The organism is Sporosarcina luteola (genome assembly GCF_023715585.1).
GTDB classification, from domain to species: Bacteria; Bacillota; Bacilli; order Bacillales_A; family Planococcaceae; genus Sporosarcina; species Sporosarcina luteola_D.
On sequence record NZ_JAMBOK010000001.1, the window covers coordinates 1,504,625 to 1,523,533 of the forward strand.

13 protein-coding genes are annotated in these 18,909 nt (G+C 44.5%); 7 read left to right on the top strand and 6 right to left on the bottom strand.

Going from position 1 to position 18,909, the window contains the following annotated elements; genetic code table 11:
* Positions 1–24: 24 nt before the first annotated feature.
* From M3193_RS07550 to M3193_RS07565, 4 genes are all read right to left on the bottom strand, one after another.
* Positions 25–1,236 (bottom strand): acetyl-CoA C-acyltransferase, encoded by a 1,212-nt coding sequence (locus tag M3193_RS07550; RefSeq protein WP_251625702.1) that lies wholly within the window; start codon positions 1,234–1,236, stop codon positions 25–27.
* 208 nt (positions 1,237–1,444) lie between these two features.
* Positions 1,445–2,215 (bottom strand): hypothetical protein, encoded by a 771-nt coding sequence (locus M3193_RS07555; RefSeq protein WP_251625703.1) that lies wholly within the window; start codon positions 2,213–2,215, stop codon positions 1,445–1,447.
* 185 nt (positions 2,216–2,400) lie between these two features.
* Entirely contained in the window at positions 2,401–2,541 is a 141-nt protein-coding gene (locus M3193_RS07560; protein ID WP_251625706.1) for a hypothetical protein, read from the bottom strand.
* Positions 2,538–3,824, bottom strand: coding sequence for a helix-turn-helix domain-containing protein (locus tag M3193_RS07565; protein ID WP_251625709.1), 1,287 nt, complete (start codon positions 3,822–3,824; stop codon positions 2,538–2,540). Before M3193_RS07565 ends, M3193_RS07560 begins: the two co-directional genes overlap by 4 nt.
* A gap of 405 nt (positions 3,825–4,229) precedes the next feature.
* On the opposite strand from M3193_RS07565, the gene M3193_RS07570 reads away from it, so the two are divergent.
* The 4 genes from M3193_RS07570 (at position 4,230) to M3193_RS07585 (ending at position 10,095) form a co-directional block, all read left to right on the top strand.
* A complete protein-coding gene (locus M3193_RS07570) occupies positions 4,230–4,946 on the top strand; it encodes a YiiX/YebB-like N1pC/P60 family cysteine hydrolase (protein ID WP_251625712.1) in 717 nt (238 codons plus the stop codon).
* Positions 4,947–5,029: 83 nt separating this feature from the next.
* Complete coding sequence (locus M3193_RS07575; protein WP_251625715.1) at positions 5,030–6,202, top strand: hypothetical protein; 1,173 nt, start codon at positions 5,030–5,032, stop codon at positions 6,200–6,202.
* 451 nt (positions 6,203–6,653) lie between these two features.
* Positions 6,654–8,618, top strand: coding sequence for a methyl-accepting chemotaxis protein (locus M3193_RS07580; protein WP_251625718.1), 1,965 nt, complete (start codon positions 6,654–6,656; stop codon positions 8,616–8,618).
* Between the two features lie 421 nt (positions 8,619–9,039).
* Entirely contained in the window at positions 9,040–10,095 is a 1,056-nt protein-coding gene (locus M3193_RS07585) for an acyltransferase family protein (protein WP_251625721.1), read from the top strand.
* Positions 10,096–10,142: 47 nt separating this feature from the next.
* On the opposite strand, the gene M3193_RS07590 is transcribed toward M3193_RS07585, so the two are convergent.
* Entirely contained in the window at positions 10,143–10,850 is a 708-nt protein-coding gene (locus M3193_RS07590; protein ID WP_251625724.1) for a GDSL-type esterase/lipase family protein, read from the bottom strand.
* Between the two features lie 134 nt (positions 10,851–10,984).
* On the opposite strand from M3193_RS07590, the gene M3193_RS07595 reads away from it, so the two are divergent.
* Together M3193_RS07595 and M3193_RS07600 are read left to right on the top strand one after the other, a co-directional pair.
* A complete protein-coding gene (locus M3193_RS07595; RefSeq protein WP_251625727.1) occupies positions 10,985–12,001 on the top strand; it encodes a hypothetical protein in 1,017 nt (338 codons plus the stop codon).
* A 315-nt stretch (positions 12,002–12,316) separates the two neighbouring features.
* Positions 12,317–14,092 (top strand): methyl-accepting chemotaxis protein, encoded by a 1,776-nt coding sequence (locus M3193_RS07600; protein ID WP_251625728.1) that lies wholly within the window; start codon positions 12,317–12,319, stop codon positions 14,090–14,092.
* A gap of 409 nt (positions 14,093–14,501) precedes the next feature.
* On the opposite strand, the gene M3193_RS07605 is transcribed toward M3193_RS07600, so the two are convergent.
* Positions 14,502–17,258 carry a M14 family metallopeptidase gene (locus M3193_RS07605; protein WP_251625730.1) on the bottom strand — a complete coding sequence of 919 codons (2,757 nt, stop codon included), beginning with the start codon at positions 17,256–17,258 and terminating at the stop codon, positions 14,502–14,504.
* Positions 17,259–18,007: 749 nt separating this feature from the next.
* On the opposite strand from M3193_RS07605, the gene M3193_RS07610 reads away from it, so the two are divergent.
* The gene (locus M3193_RS07610) at positions 18,008–18,700 is read left to right on the top strand and encodes a transposase (protein ID WP_251625732.1); all 693 of its coding nucleotides are present in this window, start codon (positions 18,008–18,010) and stop codon (positions 18,698–18,700) included.
* The last annotated feature ends 209 nt before the right edge of the window (positions 18,701–18,909 follow it).

Here is an 18,909-nt window from a genome sequence, read left to right on the forward strand (position 1 = left end):
GCGGATGCATTCCTTTTCTACTATTCAACCTCCGTGAACATTCTCCACCACAACCGATATCCCCTGTCCGACTCCGATGCACATCGTTGCTAGTCCTCTTCTTGCATTTCTTCTTTTCATTTCGTGGATCAATGTCGTTAGAATTCTTGCTCCGCTTGCCCCGAGCGGATGGCCTAATGCGATTGCGCCCCCGTTGACATTTACTTTTTCGCTATCCAGCTCTAGCTGTTTCACACATTCCACTGCCTGGGATGCAAATGCTTCATTTATTTCAATGAGATCAATGTCGGATGGCCCCAAATTGTGTTTCTTCATTAATTTCTTCGTTGAATAAACCGGTCCCAATCCCATAATGGATGGGTCCAATCCTGCCGTTGCGGAACCGATGTATTTGACGAGAGGCGTAAGGCCGTGTGTACGCGCAAATTCCCCGCTTACGAGCAATATGGCAGAAGCACCATCGTTCAATCCGGTCGAATTGCCTGCCGTCACTGTCCCACCTTGGAAGATTGGAACTATAGCCGATAGCTTTTCTATTGTCGTGGCTGGTCTAGGGTGTTCATCCCGATCTACAATTTGCGTGCTGCCCTTCCTATCCCTAATCGCAACGGGAATGATTTCATCCGTGAACTTGCCTTCCTCGATTGCTAGTTTCGCCTTTTGTTGGCTGTTAACTGCAAAGGCATCTTGCTCTTCCCTCGTTACGCCAAAACGTACTGCAACGTTTTCCGCTGTCTGCGGCATCGAATCCGTTCCAAACAAGCGCTCCATTTCTGGATTAAGGAATCTCCAGCCGAGCGTTGTATCGTACATTTTCATGTCTCCGCGTTGAAATTCCGACTCAGGTTTCTTCATGACAAGAGGTGCCCTTGTCATGCTTTCGACGCCTCCGGCAATGACAGCCTCGCACTCCCCCGACAAAATGGAACGCGCTGCTAAACTTACCGCATCCAAACCCGATCCACATAGTCTGTTGACGGTTGTCCCGCTTATTTCTTTTGGAAATCCTGCTAGCAGCAACGACATCCTTGCCACATTCCGGTTCTCCTCACCCGCCCCGTTCGCGTTTCCGAATATGACATCATCGATCAGTTCCAATGGAAATCCCGGATTCCTTTCGGCCAATCCCTTCAGAACGATAGCCCCCATATCATCCGGACGGACATTCTTTAACAGCCCTTTATATCTACCAATCGGCGTCCGGACTGCATCGATGATAAACACTTCCCTCTCCATATCGCATACCTCAATTCCGAGTTTTTTTCGGTGCCTCTTTTTCGGTGCCTGTGCAGGGAACTATTCTGATTATTAACTACAATTGTATAAAAAATATGGAGAAGTCATCCATATCAATCTTCGGATGACCTCTCACTGTATTATTATTACTAAAGTTGAATTGTCATAATTGCACCTTGCACAGGCACCCATACAATTCTCGAACAATTTATAGCATTCCTGTTAGTCCTGGCAGGTATGAGAGGACGGTGGAGTCGCTTAGGAGTTTGAATAGGAGTCCGAATAGGATGATGACGAGGACTGTGTATGCTGCGTATCCGTGGAGCGGGTCGATTCCTTTTGGCTTTCTGGATAGGAGGACGCTGATCACATACCCCGGTGAGAGCATTAGGATATAAAGCAAACTGACAGCGAGTAGAAATAGTCCGTACCAGTAGGAGTTCATTGCCAACAAAAATAGGGATACGATTCCGATGACGAGTGCCGGCAAGGAGTGTGCACCGTATAGCACCACGATTTGCTTGAATGGGTAGGCGGGTCCAAAATTTTTCCCAATGATGAAGAGACCGAACGATATAATTACGATGCAAACTGCAACAAACCCCGCTACATTGAGGAAAACTGATGAAAAGGAAGGACTGCCAACTGTTTCAAGCGTAGCTTCTTTAAGTGTCGTGAAAACTGAGAGACCTACTATAATGGCATAAAGAAGCAGTGAAATGAAGCTGTTCCTGAACTCATCGTCCTGTTTTGTCAGGCTGATCGATGGGTGTTTCAGGTGCTGTACGAAATAGGACCAGTACTCCTTTGTCAGGTTACTGACGTTTTCAAGGTGTACGTTTGATTCAGCATTGATAACAGTCGCCTCGACGACCGTCTGTCCATTTTGAAAGCCGTCCGCCGCCTCGGCCATTCTTATGCCGCAACTTCCGCAAAACCGTCCGTTCGCCTGCTCATTTCCGCAATTCGTACATATCAAATTTTCTCCTCCTGTTTTTATTGTCAGTTCATCATCCGAGACTACGGCAGCCAATCAAGGTATTGGCCTTCTATAGTAACTGTATTACGATGATCCATTCATTACGACTGATTTGTAGATTATGCAGACAAAAAAAAGAGCACGTATCGTTACGTGCAGATAGAAGTATGAAATTGCTATCTCATTTACCCCCTGGCATGTGGCGGGCCTACATCCTCATAGCCAAGTCCATGCGTGCTGTAATCGCTAGCGTATGCAAGATTCATTGATGGAGAAAATACCGCTAACCCAAGAATGAGGCACATCATCAGCACTTTTTTCTTCACTTTTCTTCACCTCCCTTCAGCTCCATCGTTAATCGCCTGTAGGCTTCGATGCAAAGTTCCTGTAATTTGAAGGCGTTTTTATATTTTTTATTCGTTTCATAATGGAGGGATAGATGGCGGGCAGCGTCCTTCAGTGCATTCCAGTCTTCATTTTCATGCAAGTGGACTATGCAATTCTTCATCTTCTGTTCATACAGATCATACTCGCCAAGAGCGTGGTATAATTTCGCCTCAAAATAGTCGAGATTCGCTTGCTCCAGCTCATTCTGGATGGAGACTTGCAGTCGAGTAATATTTTCCCGCAATGCCAATAGATCACCGAGGCGGAATAAAATCCTCAATTTCAGCAGTTGCGAGTCAAAGAGAGTTGTACATTTCAACAGTTTTTTCAAATCTATACATTGATTGACCGTTTTCAATGCAAGGGCATAGTCGTTTTCTTTCATCATAACGGTAGCCAGATTATGATACAGCCGGCCATGAGTCTCTGACATGGGACTTCCCAAAACACTGAATCCCTTTTCAATGTATCGTCTTGCTTCTGTCGGCTTATGCTGTGCGAGATAAAGTGCTGCAATCAGATTATAGCAATCTCCGGACCTCCCCCAATTATGCATATGCAAATACTGCTCCTTTGCACGCTTTGCATATACGTGGGCGGCGCCATAATCATAAAGCTTGTAAAGGGCTAAGGAAATATTGTAGTTAATTTTAGCTGAAAGGGGTTCCTCTATCGTCAAGAGGAGGGCGTCTTCAAAATGGGTCATGCTCGCCTTATAGTCCTTTTTGAAATAGTAATACACACCTGATGTATACGTATATTTTTCAAGGAGCGATCTGCTGGCATTTTCAAAGAAAGCTTGTGGAATGTGGGCGACTTCTGAGGAGTAATGGGCTTGTGCATCTGGGATACGTCCGACTTTAACCAGTTCGGTGTATTTTAATAAATGAAACATGATTTCCTGATGGATGGAGGAGATATAGGAAAAACGCTTATGATGCTTCTCAATAAATTGTGGGATTGCCTTTATATCTGAAGCTAGCAGTTCCTCATATTGTGTCAATAAGGTTTGGAGGAGTGGATCATCTTCATGAATTTTTTGGAAATAGCTAACTGGCACATCGAGCCGATCAGCTAACAGTCCAAGGACATCGCTCGAGGGTTCAAAACGGCCGCTTTCAATATTACTATAGTGGGAAGTTGATATGATTCCTGAGCTCGCCTCCTTTTGAGAGAGGCCTCTGCTCTCCCGCAGCCTCCGTATCCGACTGCCGATGTGCATGTTGTCACCTCTTTTCCTTCTTTCCACCATTGTACGTAATTTATTTGTTATATACAACAAGAATTTTATGTATTGTTAATTTTCATTCTTTTGTACTTGTTTTGCGGACAGGCAAATGATTCTTCCATCACTATAGGGAAAATCCATTCCTCAATTTGTTCTATTAAGTTTTTTATCATTTCATTATTTCAAACGCCTATTTACCTAGCAAGCGGCGTTCATCTTTGCATATTCACAAAAGGTTCCCGGATTTTCATTCAATAAAATACTAGAATATAGTGCAAACCCCTTATTGTCACAAAATTTTAACTATTACATTATACATGCTATAGTGTAAGTATGTTGGACAACATACTAAATTGAAGGCGAAACTGGCCAGTTGCCTTCGCAAAAGGAGCGAGTAACGTGAAAAGATTCATTGCAATTGCATTGGCAGGAATTCTCGTTATCGGTGTTCAGTTCCCTATCCGCGCTTCAGCAGTCCAGCAACACAAGTTTGAAATCGTAATGAATCAGCCTAATGTCTACGTCGAGGATTTCGTATCTACTAGATTCCGCGAAATCAAGATCAACGGTCAGATGGACAAGGAAATGAATAAACAAAAGCAGTTGTCCATTACAATTGCCAAGCTGTTGGCCGAGCATTTCGGCAAAAATGGAAAGGTTCAAGGCGGGGGATCTGCAAACTATATCATTGGTCCGAGCGAAAGCGGTGATTTCTTCTATACACCGGCCTCGACCGCCTTCGTAAACCATGGTCATGTCGGATTATACTATTCCAACAACACAATTGTGGAATCCGTCTTCCCTACTGGCGTCCGCAGCATTTCTGCCAACGTCAAGATGGTAGAAAAAGGGGCAGTCGTGAAATCCGTTTCCACAACAAATACGGTCAAGCAAAATGCAGCAAACTGGGCGTACACCCAAATTGGACAGCCGTACTCATTGAACTTCATGAACAACCGAAACACAGGACATATGGGCGCGAAAAACTGCTCCAAACTCATCTGGTCAGCTTATTTATTGTATGGCGGATTGGATTTGGATGTAAATAAGGGCTTTGGCGTCTATCCACGAGATATCCGTGACGCAAAACAGACTAGATTCGTCCGTCAAATTTAATGATGCCGAGACGCATTTGATTCTTACAAAGGGGCTGTTCGTTAGAGACCAGCTCCTTCATTCAGCTAAGGGGGTTTCGGAACATGAAAAAGAAGTTGTTATTCGCCGGCATCACCGTATTGTTTGTCGTCGTCATGACCACTGCCTATTATGCTTTCAGCCGCCAACATTCGATAGAATTCCTATCGGGGTCTGACCTGTCAAGTCCTGATTTGCTGAAGGATACTGCGGCAATTCTGTATTTCTCGACGACTGCGAATCAGGACATGAATCGGGATGGTCTCAGCTTTACAGTTTTTGTGGATCAGGCAGGAAATACGAAGATGTTGAAAATGAAAGGCCTTGAGCTTGGAACAATCTTCGCAACAAAGGAATCCTTCTTTTTAGCAGACCGCGGTCATATCTATCTGGCCGATTCAGATGGGACTAAAACATTCGCAATGCTGCCTGAAGAACATACCGGTGAGTTGATGGCTTACAGTGAAAAGGACAATCTCTTTTACGCCATCTATAACTCTGGCTTCATGGAGGATGGCGGCTATCGGGCGAATATACGGTTTGGAAATGCGAACGGATTCAATACAAACCACATCCCCCATTATTTGCAAATGTCCGGCAAAGCAGACGGGAACCTACTGATGGTGATCGGTGTCGATGACGGCATTTCATTGCAAAAGATGCCCCTTCAAAAAGATGTCCAGCCTGAAGAAATCGTGTCGCTCGGCCCGATTGGCGAACGGATCGGATTGGCATCGATTTTGAAGGAAGGCGACTACTATTATCTTCTGATGGCCGACACGGAAAAGCTGACAAGCGATGTATACCGCATCCATGAAAAGACGAAGGAAATCGTGACGTTTCCACTAACCACTTACAAGGACATCAAAGAATACATCATCCGCCTTCCCTATAACCTTCGGAACGCCGCCACCATCCATGACGGCACCCTCTACTATGTGGATGGTATCGGGGATGTGTACACCCTCACCCCCGAAACAGGTGAAGTCCATATTGCCTTTAGCCTTCAAGGAGCGAGTCAAGGACAAATGAAAATGTCCGAACAAATATACTTCCGAGACGGCAAGCTCCACTTCTTCCGCTACCACGAATCTTCAGACACTCATTCAATCGACACATATGACATAACGACAGGTAAATTACTAAGCGAGCTTCCAATCAAAGGCCTCGATGAGATGTACCACTACGCACAACTAAAGCACAAGCGCCTCTCCTCGTATGACTTAATAGTACGTTGAAGGCGGTTAGGGCGGTGCCTGTGCAGCAAACTATTCAGACAATACACTACAATTGCATAAGCAAAATGCGAAAGCCAATCTCAATGCGAGGAGATTGGCTTTTTTGTGTATTATTAGTCAGGATGGTGAATTAACATAATTGCATCTTGCACAGGCACCGACACAATTCTGACTATGCACTACAATTGAATAGAAAATATAGAGAGTCCACTCGAATCACTAATGTGGCGGTCTCTCACTGTATAAAAATACCGTTGATTGAATTGTCATAAATGCACCTTGCACAGGCACCCGCTCATTATGCACCTTGCACAGGCACCCGCTCATTGGCACTCGATCATTACTGTTATTATCTATGCTTAATATATTTATAAAAATACTTATAGTTTGATATTAATATGATGCAATTTCAACCGAAATAAAGATGGTGAGAGAGAATTAGGGAGGATGAATGTTTGTGTTTAGTACTATTCGAAAGAAACTCATTTCGGCGTTTGCTTTAATTTTGATCATTCCATCGGTAAGCATCGGATTTTTATCCTATACGAGTGCGAAAACTGCAGTGGAAAGTCAAATCATGGGAGAAGCGACCGATAATATCGCCATTTTAAATACGACGATCGATAATACGCTTAGTCCGAAGATCCACGATATCGAGATGTTGAGCGGGAATATTACGTCAAGTCAATATGATGGGAATGAGAGCCAAGAACTTAGGAGTAAACTGGCTCACTACGCCGATTTGCATCCGGAAATATTGAGTATCTATGTCGGGACGGAGAAAGGGCAATTTTTCGAAGGAGGAGGTTCCACCGTCCCCTCATCGTATGATCCACGGACGCGCGATTGGTATAAGCAGTCCATGGAGCATAAAGGTGAACTCCAGATTTCAAAGCCTTATGAAGATGCGGCTGAAGACGTCATGGTTGTCACAATTTCCAAAACGACGAAGGATCATTCCGGTGTCGTTAGCGTCGATATTAGGCTGGATGTGATCAATCAGCTCACGAGCCAAGTAAAGATCGGCGAAAAGGGATACGCAATGTTGATGGATGAGGATATGAATTTCATTTCGCATCCGACAAGTAAGGCAGGTACAGTTGCGGAAGAGGCCTTCTATAAGAAGCTCTATGAGAAGGATAGCGGCTCTTTCAAGTATGATTATCAGGGCCAAGGGAAGTTCATGACATTTATTACGAATGAACTATCCGGTTGGAAAATTGGGGGATCGCTTTATGAATCCGAAGTGGGAGATGCTGCAGCCCCGATTCTGAAGACGACGATGATTGTCATAGTCATCGCGCTGCTTATTGGAATCCTCATCGTTTATTTCGTCATAAGATCCGTCCTTAGACCAATTCAGGATTTGAGGAATAAAGCAAACACGATCAGCCGCGGAGATTTGACCACGGAAATCGTTGTCAGTTCGAAAGACGAAATCGGCCAATTGGGACATGCATTCATTGACATGCAGGAAAGCTTGAAGAACCTGATCGGGAAGATCGAGAAAAACACGGAATTCGTCGCAGCCTCATCCGAACAATTGACGGCAAGCGCAGAACAGACGACGTACGCTACGGAACATGTTGCTGAAGCCGTTCAGGAAGTGGCGGGCAACGCGGAAAACCAAATGAGCAGCATCGAGAAGAACGTCCAACTGATCGAGCAAGTGACGGAAGGGATTGCACATATCGCGGAAAGTTCGCTTAAAGTGTCGGAGCTCGCCATCCATACGATGACGCAAGCCGAAGTCGGCGGCAAAGCGGTGACTGATACAGTGAATCAAATGTCGTCCATCCAGTCTTCTGTATCCGAATCGAACAAGATGATCAGCTCTTTATCCGAACGGTCGAAAGAAGTTGGCACGATCTTGAATGTCATTACCGGCATTGCACAACAGACGAATCTGCTGTCCCTGAACGCTGCCATCGAAGCGGCTAGAGCGGGAGAACACGGCAAAGGATTCGCAGTCGTCGCCGATGAAGTGCGGAAGCTTGCAGAACAATCACAGCAGTCCGCCACGGAGATTTTCAACATCATCCAAGGCATCCAGCAGGATACCGAAAGCTCAGTTGAGATCATGGCGAAAGTGACAGAAGACGTCAAAGAAGGAATGGCCATCTCGAACGGAGCAATTGAAAAGTTCCAGCAGATCTTGGCGAGCACTCAAGAGGTCACCCCGCAGATGGATGACATTTCCGAAACGGCGCATACCGTCCGAATCGCCATCCGGGAAGTGAATGAGACGGCGAACGAGCTCGAAAACATGGCGAAAAGCAATGCCTCTTCCTCCGAAGAAGTAGCGGCCTCCACTGAAGAGCAGCTCGCTTCCATGGAAGAAATCACCGCCTCCGCCAAAACCCTCTCCCACATGGCAGAGGAACTGCAAGAACTCATCTCGACCTTTAAACATTAAGACGGTGCTAAATCGGTGCCTTTTACCTTTTTACCGGTGCCTGTGCACCACACATTTATGACAATTCAAAAATAGTTATATAAATGCAACTAGAAGCCAACCAACGATTGACGTGGTTGGCTTCTTCTTTTATTTTATGCAATTGTAGTGCATAGTCAGAATTGTTTCGGTGCCTGTGCACGGTGCAATTATGACAATTCGATTCTATGAATAAAAATGCATATAAATTTATTAATTCTATTAACTCCACCGCATTTTCATTTTTCCTCATACAATTGTAGTGCATAATCTGAATAGTGTCTTGCACAGGCACCGTATTTTCCCAGGAATTTAACATTTACATATCAATGTTGTTACAATGCGTTGAATTGGGGATAAGGGGGTATATACTAGCAGCATAGTTAGGTAGAGGTGTTTGTTTATGAAGAAGAAAAGGTTAACGTGGGTGGATGTCACGAAAGGGTTTTTGATGATTCTCGTTGTCATCGGGCATTATCCTGGAGAGCTTGATTTTCCGCTCGCGAAATATATTTACTGGTTCCACATGCCGGCGTTTTTCATTTTAAGCGGGTTGTTTTTCAAGCCGGTTCTCGAAAAAGGGCTTATGAAACCGACAATTCACAAGCGTTTTATGCAATTGATCGTCCCCTATCTGTTTTTCCTTGTCAGCATTACGCTGATCCGTTACGGGATGGAGATCAGTTCGGGCAATCTGGATCTTTCATGGTATCTCAATGATCTGTGGACGCTTGCCATCGGCGGTCGCTTTATTCGCGGAGCGTACGGGGTCTTCTGGTTTGTTACGACGTTGTTTTTCACTTATATATTTTTCTTGCTACTCACGAAATATTTCAATCGGACGAAGCAGTTCATCATTCTCGGCGTTTTCTATATCATCGCCCATCTCGAAAGCATCATCGCCATGCATGTCATCGGCGGAAAACCATCCGAGGCGGCACAATCGATCCCGATGATTTGGAATATCGATGTCGCGCTTATGGCAATCGTCTACTTTGCAATCGGATATTATTTGAAGGATTTCTGGATGGATATTTCGAAGCGCGTAATGGTTGCGGCACTGCTCGTCAGTGTCACGGCGGTCCTGCTCGACAGTTTCAAAGTCATCGACTATCGGCTCAGCATGAAATTTTTACGGTACGACCATTTCGTATTGGACCTGGTCATACCACTTTCATTCACAATTCTATTGATCGGCGCTTTCCAGTTCATGACGGCCCGGCTGTCGCTCAGCTGGCTGCGGAAAATCGAGCAGCACTCGCTGTCGATCATGTATTTGCATATTTTTGCAGACATCATTTTGAATGATTATTTCAAGTATGGCCTGATCGGATTCACTGCCATTGGAGTTTTCATTCCCATCATCGTTTCAATTTTAATCAATAAATTGCTGCCGCATGGAAAACTTCTGCTTGGCGGATTTTCACCGAAGAAAAAGTCAACACCAATAGCGACTTAAAAAGCTGAACCTCCTAACAAGAGGTTCAGCTTTTTTCATACAAATCGTCATCTTGAACGGAGCCTGTCCACCCAAACTTCATATCCTTTCCCATTCAAATGCAATCCATCAACCGTGAACTTCTTATCCAGCTGCCCGTTCTTATCAGTAAAACTCAGATGCAGGTCGATATACTCAATTCCGTTTTCATCCGCAATCCGCTGTAAAATTTCGTTGAACCGCTTTACTTTTTCATTCGTTACTTCATTCCCGAAAAGGCCGTTATTCACCGGCAGGATTGATTGAATGAAAAGCTGGGTTTCCTTCCCTTCAAAAGAGTCGACAATCTTATTGACACGTTTTTCAAAGTCCTTAATGTCGGTTCGATAACGGATATCATTGACCCCAATCATCAAATACGCCTCTCTCGGATTCCGGTCCACGACTTCCCCGATCCGGTCCAACACACCCTTCGCTACGTCATTCCGGATTCCCCGATTCAATACAACCTCGGCAGGGAAATACTCCTGGAACTCCCCGTAATCGGTAATGCTGTCACCGATGAACACCTTATCCACATCACTCGCAGTGGACTGCTCAAAAACACTCTTTTTTGTAAAATAATATGCAGAATCCCTTTTCACAGGAGGCGTGTTTTGCATTTTCGTCTTTACAAACTCAATTCCACCAATCTTGTGCACCACATAACTTCCCGTTCCGATCAACAGGACATTTACTACTAATGATATTGCCAATAAAACATTTGCTTTTTCCAATCTAGACACTCCTGTTCTTCCTCAATAAATCTTGCTATACCCCGATTTGAATGGAAAATAACCGTAAAAGATGAAACCTATTTCATAATAGGCCGTAAGCATATACAATGGTTGTTTATAGGAGGGATATATTAATGCCATCTAAAATAACAAATTTATTCACTGGTATAGGATGTAGTACACCAATTTTTGGCTTAATTTTGCTTGGGTATTTCTTCTATAACCGATCCTTCATGCTTGGCATCGGCGCATTGGTCTTATGTTTCTTGGCTGGCGTACTAGTTCTCGTAATCGTATCGCAAGTTGAAGATAAACGTAAAAAAACACAGACGGAATTCCTTCAAACCTTCCAACCTGACCAATTCAATAGCAACAGACATAAATCCTTCACCTCTGACGATTTATTATCTAAAATCGCACTTGATGAGCAGCGGGAGAAGATCTATTTATGGATGCCGGACTTGTATAAAGATGTAAAAGTCACAAAAGCCTATATGAATATGCCTTACATAATTAAAACCTATAACTATTCCGATATACTGGCAGTGAACCTCAAAGAAGATAATTATGAAACTGCATCGTTTCAAAGAGATACGCATTTCGCCAACTTCCTAGTGAATAAAGTGAAAGAGGAAGAGGCAGCTGCGGGCTCTCCAGCCAATCAACCTATAGATAAAATTACTTCAATGGATCTTGAAATCATCGTTGACGACAATACGAACCCGAGACACCTCATTCGTTTTTATTATGCTCCTTACACCCCTTTACGAAAAGACTCACTTGGCTATGCAGCACATGTAAAAGAGCGCCAGGAATGGTTTACAAGGTTGAAAACCATTATCGAACAGCAGAACGCCGCTACACAGGAAGTTGAAAGCCCGATTAAAACGCTTGAGTCCCCTATTCATGCGGGAACTTCGAGACCGGTTGCTATGCAAAAAGAGACGCGACTTACGGTGGAAGTCGACATGGACCGATACGCAATGTCATTGCATGATCACACGGAGAAGAATGCGGAAGAAAACCCGGAAATCAACGTAGCCGAGCCCCAGCATGAACAAGAGATCGTCAAACCCACATCATACTTCGAACAACTTCTGGAGAAAAACAGAAGACAGCTCCGCGGCGACTACACCGACGAAGAAAAGTAAGCCGAAATTGAGCGGGTGCCTAATTGTGTCGGTGCCTGTGCATGGTGCAATTATGACAATTCATATCAGTGAATAAAAACACGGAAATCGCCAATCAAGTTGTTGACTTGATTGGCTTTTCATTTTTTCTTATGCAATTGTAGTGCATTATCTGAATTGTTTTCTACACAGGCACCGAAACTATTCCGAATAGTCTAATGACAAACAGACACAAAAGTCTATTTAGTGATAGTATTTTCATATTTTTGTAGGTATAATGAGATAGTAATATTCTTTTTGTTTTTACTACTTTGGATTCAGTCAGGGGGAAGTTCTTTGTTTAGGCAAAAGGGAAGCGTTCGGAAGAAAATTATTCTAGGGACATTGATTCCTATTTATCTTCTAACGATGCTGTTCGGCTTTGTGTTTTATTTCACGTCGATGCGCATTGTGGAAGTGAATGTCATGCCGGAGTTCGAAAAATCGCTGAACTCGGCGATGGATGACGTGAAGGAGAAAGTGACGGGGCGTCTCGTCAATCGCGCTTTGAAAGATAAGAATGCACATAACCAGCTTATGAACATCATCAATGGCGTGAAGAAGAAGAACGGCGTGGAGAACATTTCGATACATAGCAAAGTGGATGGACAGGACATGTTGCTAGCCTTCTCGGATTCCACGGATTATTTAGTGCAGCAGTCATTCAATGCTGATCATAACCGGGCACTGGATAAGGCCGAGCCGTTGTTCAGCGGCGTCTACAAAGATGGCAGCGGGGTTCATAAGTCTCTTTATTACCCGATTCCAGAGTCGGATACGGTACTCGTTGTGAGCCAGGATGCTTCGTCAATCACTGATCTGCAAAGGACAATCATCATTGTGAGCATTGCCCTTATTGTACTCGGCAGCATCCTTGGTGTCGCAATTCCTTCCATTATATCTAGAAAGATCACGCAGCCGCTTCAGGAATTGGTCCGTTTCACCGATGTCATTGCGCAAGGCGACTTGACGCAAACGGTTCAATTGAATAGTAAGGATGAAATCGGCCGGCTTGCTCACAGCTTCAATCATATGAAAAATGAACTGAGCGGCATGATTAAACATGTAAATGTTGCGGCGGACAATGTTGTTAACTCGTCCAGTGAATTGGCGTACAGCGCGGAGCAGATGAGTGACGTCGTAAATCAGTCGACTGTTGCGACGCAGGAAGTATCCACTGCAAGTGAATCGCTTTCCGTAGCTGCAAATCAAAATTTGACGGCACTCGAACAGATTACAACGGGAATTCAAGACATCGCGGACTCCACTTCGAAAGTGGCGGAAGAAACGTCGGAAGTTTCAGAAGCGGCTGAGCAAGGCAGACAGCTTATCACCGACTCAATTGAAGGCATCCATACGATCAATCAGTCCGTGCAGGCATCAATGAAAATTACGGAAACGATGCATATCCGTTCATCTGAAATTGAAAAGATCATCGGCATGATTACCGATATTTCCGGTCAGATCAACCTTCTCGCCTTGAACGCAGCCATCGAAGCGGCTCGCGCGGGAGATGCAGGCAAAGGTTTCAGTGTTGTAGCGAGTGAAGTGCGCAATTTGGCGGAGCAATCAGCCGCTTCGGCGAAGCAGATCCGCGGGCTTATCACTGAAATGCAGAACGGTTCCCGTCAATCTGTCGAGGCGATGGCCCAAGTATATTCAGATGTTGAACGCGAAACGACCATCGTCAATGATGCCGGCAAAACATTCGGCAGTATTATGGCAAAAATCGCGAATATCTCGGATAACGTCCAGTCCGTTTCCGCTACAGTCCAGGAAATTTCCGCAGGATCCCAACAGATTCTGGCATCCACCCACGATACCGTGCAGTCACTAGGTGTATCCTCCGACCATACGCAAAACATCGCAGCTTCCATGGAAGAGCAACTCGCATCAATGGAGGAAATGGTCGCAACGACGGATACATTGAACAACTTGGCAAATGAATTGAAATTGGAAATCAGTAAATTCAAAGTGGATGAAGAAGTGCCCGTTGAAGAAAATCAGATTGAAGAGATACATGAAACTCTCAGTGAAGAAGAGATCGTTCAGGACGAACAATCCATAACCTAAAGCAACACCGCCTATCAATTGATGGGCGGTGTTTTCATTTCATTCAACTTAGGTATGGTGCCAGTAGGTATGGTGCCTGTGTAAGACACATTTGTGACTATTCATCCCTAATCATATTCATACAGTGAAAATTCAACCGAAGATAGACATGGTCGACTTCCTGTTTTTTGATTATACAATTGTAGTGTATAGTCTGAATTGTGTCGGTGCCTGTGCATAGTACATTTATGACTATTCAACCGTAGGAATAAAAATTCACTTTTGGAGCTGTTCTCTACTGGTAGTAGTGGGTTTCTAGTTTTCAATATGCAATTGTAGTTCATAATCTGAATAGTGTGCTGCACAGGCACCACAAACTTCAAACCCACCAAAAAAGCCCTGTAGTATCGACTACAGGGCCATTCGAGTTTCATTTTTTACCCGCTCCGGGCTTAGGTGCCGGGGCTTCTTCCGCTGATGCAAAAATGCTGTTTGCCAGCATGCGGTAGTAATGTTTCGTATGGGCTCGGAATGCGAGATCGTTTGCGAAAAGTGTGATGGTTGCATCGTCCAATTGCTGTGTGAAGGCAAGGGTTTGTCCCTTCGCTCCTTCATGGCCTGGCCACCAACCGGCGACGTAGAAATCATCAGTGCCTTTCACTGTCGCCAACACTTCCGCTCCCTCAGGAACTGCGGTAATCCATGAACCTCGCGTTGTATAGAGGAGTTCATCTGGACGATAACCCGCCATTAACGGATGTTCCGCGTTGACCGCCGCCTTGATCAACCCTTCGTGTCCGCTTCTAGTCGTTTTATACTTAAATCCTTCCAGCAAGCCCGACTCATGGACCGCCTTCAACACGCTGTTGCCGATTCCAACAAACGTCTTACCGGCAAGCTCCTTCGGCAGATTCGAATCGGAAACAACGACATTAGCCTGTTCCTCGTCCATCAAGTTGAATCCTAATTCTTTCAATGAAAAGATCAATTGGCTGGATCCGTTGCTTGCCACTTTCGGTTCAGCGATCCATTTCAAATCAATTGCTTGGTAGGCAGGCAATACGGCAGCTTCGAACACGTACTTGTCCTTTAACGGAGCAATATCTACCGTCCTGACGACGAAATCGCCGACTTTGAATCCGAATTTTTCTTCTTGGACAAGTCCTACATGCTTGCCGTCCTTCAACAGTTCATTCACCAATCTGATCGTATCGTTATTGACATTTTTCAATACTTGCATCGCTTTTCTTTCATCCAAATTGCTGGCTGGCACCGCCATTTCCGTCACTTGCTCGGTCAGCCCTTCAAGCACATCTTTCTCGCCCATCCTCACGTCGACGATATCGAATCCTCTCAATGCCGGGAAGTTTGTAACGACCGGATCGTACATTGCCTTCCAATCAGAAACGTCGTCACCTTTATAAAGCATTGCGTTTGCCAAGCCGCGTTTCGCCTGCTTCATCGGGACGACATAGGCGCCTTTCGGGTACGTCGTCGGTCCAATTTTGACAGTTTCAGTCGTGCGCTCGACTTTTACGCCATTGCGGAGCAAATAATCTACCATATTGTATACTTCTGACACGTTCTTCTGATTCAACGAGTCAGTCGGGAGCAAATAATAATCAGGGAAGAAGTTTTCATGCTCTCCGCGGACACGCCCGATTGATTCCCCCGCCGCATTCGTTAATAGCGGGTCCACCGCGCGATTGTCTTCCCCTTTGACGCCCCTGTTGAAGATTTCTACCTGCCGTGCATACAAATCATCTTTATTCTCAAACACGTAATTGATCATACCGAAACCTGCGCCAACCATTGCATCATAAGCATCTTGGCTGAGCGTCGGCACTTCGACAGTATGGCCAAGCGTGCCGTGCAGCATTGAGAATATCGGAGTATAGGAAGGGCCCATATCATCCCAGCCGTCCTCATATTCTTCGGACGCCAAGAAGTACGACGTCAACCCCGAGCTGCCGATGCCTGCCTGTCCCATCGCATGTGCTTGCGGAATCATTCCTTCTATTAATAAATCATATTCGAAGTTCGGATTATGCGGAGGTGTTGCAGGCTCGATCAGGAACCCCTTCACATACCCGTGACCTTCCATCATCGCAAGCGGCGTCCATTTTGCGATCACTTGATTCAACTGGATCGTTTCAACTTGCGTCTGATAAGCATTATCCCGATTCAAATCGAATCCGTTCGCGTTCGCCCGCGTGTTGTGGACACGGCCGTCCGGGTTATGCGAGAAGTTGAAAATGAAAATCAGATGGTCGAGCACCTCGTCCACATTTAAAACAACTTCCTCGTCTTCCCCGTTCTCATTCGTTTTCGTGAATGAAACCTCTGATTCCAATGCGAATTGCTTCAACAATCCCGTTTGGAAATCAATCCCTTCCACTTCGTCCGGGTGGATATTATTGAACCAAATCGGAATCTGGTAATCACCCATCGTCCCGTCTTTCAGCTTCGCTAATAAATCTTCAGGAGATTCAAGCGCAGCCGGCAAAGTGTTCTCCAAATAATTGTTCACCGCGTTCTCATCTTTCGCTAGAACGACAAGGTGCATATCTTTGCCTTCCACACTTTTCCCGGGGCTTTCATAATGCAAATAACGATCATTCAATTCGTTAGCCTCTATAAAAATCCGGTCGATCTCAGGCTTGATTTCATCCCATTCAAGGAATTGGTCATATACATTCAATTCGACCGTTGTTGCAGCTTTCACTTCGTTTTCCGAATCAACTAACGCAAGCTCATAATCCCCAAGCAACTCCTTGTAGATGACCCGGATTGAGCGCGGCGATAGATCATCCGTACCGAACGGCAACCCGAATTCAAGTTCTGCTGAGATTTTCGTCGTGCCGTCTACATAATGGGGCTCTTTTTTCACGAGGATGAACGGCTTCCCGGAATACGATTTGGCTTCCGCATTCCATTGCTTCCATTCATCGAGCGCTTTCCCGCCGAATTGCAGTTCAAGGCCATCCAAATCAATATGTCGGCCAAAATCCGCCTCAATCGTCACATCTCGGATTTCCGTCAGCGACAATACCGACCGACTGACATCAAGTTCGACCGTATCGGCAACTTGTACCGTTTCAGCCGACTGGACAGCTTGTGCAGATAGTGGCACTGCCGTCGCAAACATCATGAACAACGCTAAGAATCCAACTAAAAACCGTTTCAACATCTCATCCCCTCTACCCTTTTTATTGCAGACTAATAAACTACAATAGTCTGACTATAACAAACCGGTAGACAGTTAGATAGCAATTCTCTTCGAAACTTGAAATAAATCCAAAAATGCGCAGAAGGATTCAGGCCTTGAATACTAGGTATTGCCCTCACTTTAGAGATTCCATCTAAACAATCTGCAATTTTTACCAATTCCCTGTGCATAAGTGATATGCCATCTTATTCTTTTTGACGGGGTGCCTGTGCACCGCACATTTATGACAATTCAAGTAAAAGTATATTAATACAACAGGAAGTCAACCAATGCCCGACAAAGTTGACTTCCTTTTTTTCATTATGCAATTGTAGTGTATTGTCAGAATTGTGTTGGTGCCTGTGTAAGAGACATTTATGACTATTCAATACAAAGAATATTAATAAACTAAAATGAGTGCGGAAAGTTGAAACGCTGAGATTACACCTTTTGAATATACAATTGTAATGCATAATCTGAATTGTTTGCTGCACAGGCACTGAAAAAAAAACCTAAAAATGAAAATATAATTTTGCCGGCATATTGCTGTTTTTAAATTTGATTCCCCCGCTTTTTCGCAGTAAAAATTCATTTTTTCGTTTTCTGATGAATTCGGACAGTTGTCAGTCTATTCGTCTAGCGATATGGTTGGAAAAAATGAAAGTGGTGATGAGCAATCGCATCGGTAATTATTAGTGTAGGGCTGCTAGGTATGAAGGGTCACAAGGTTGCTGTTGAGGCAAATGTCCGAGTGGACAGAGATCATCGGGTGGGTGATTGACATGGCGAGGAGAAGACGGTATTGGAATCCGTATGGATATTTCCACGTGACAATGCGGGGTAATAATCGGCAAGCGATCTTTCGAACTGAAGAGGATAAATTGAATTTGATGCGGGCTTTTGAATATGCGTACGAAAAGTATCCATTTTCCATGGTTGCCTATTGCATCATGTCCAATCATTATCATTTACTGATACAATCCGAGGTGGAATTAAGTAGTGTCATGGCCCGCATAAACCGCAGATACAGCGATTATTATGCCAAGAACTATGATCATGTCGGACGCATTTATGAGAAGAGGTATTATTCAAAACTCGCCAACGGACCGAGAGCCATCCTGGATATTAGCAGTTACATCCATCGGAATCCGATTGAGACGTCCGTCCGGATGGTGAAATCATTGGAGGATTACCGTCACAGCTCGTTTCCCTACTACGTTGACGATAATAAAACGCCGCCGCGGTTCTTATGTACGGATCTTGTACGGACGTTTTTGCCAAAGCCTTTTGAAACGACGAATCACGCGTACCACCTTTATTGCTTATCGTACAAACAGGAAATCGAGAAGATATATGAAGCGATGCCTTCTGAAGAATTTTTGGTGCCTGTGCAAGGTGTAATTATGACTATTCATGAGTAGGTATATAAATACTGCAGGAAGCTAACCAAAGAGTGACATGGTTGGCTTCCTGTTTTTAGAATGCAATTGTAGTGTATTGTCTGAATTGTGTTGGTGCCTGTGCATGATACATTTATGACAATTCAATACAGTGTATGAAGATACAATTTGAGGCGGCTGAATTGTTGATACTACTGGATTCTTAGATTTTCTTATTCAATTTTAGTGCA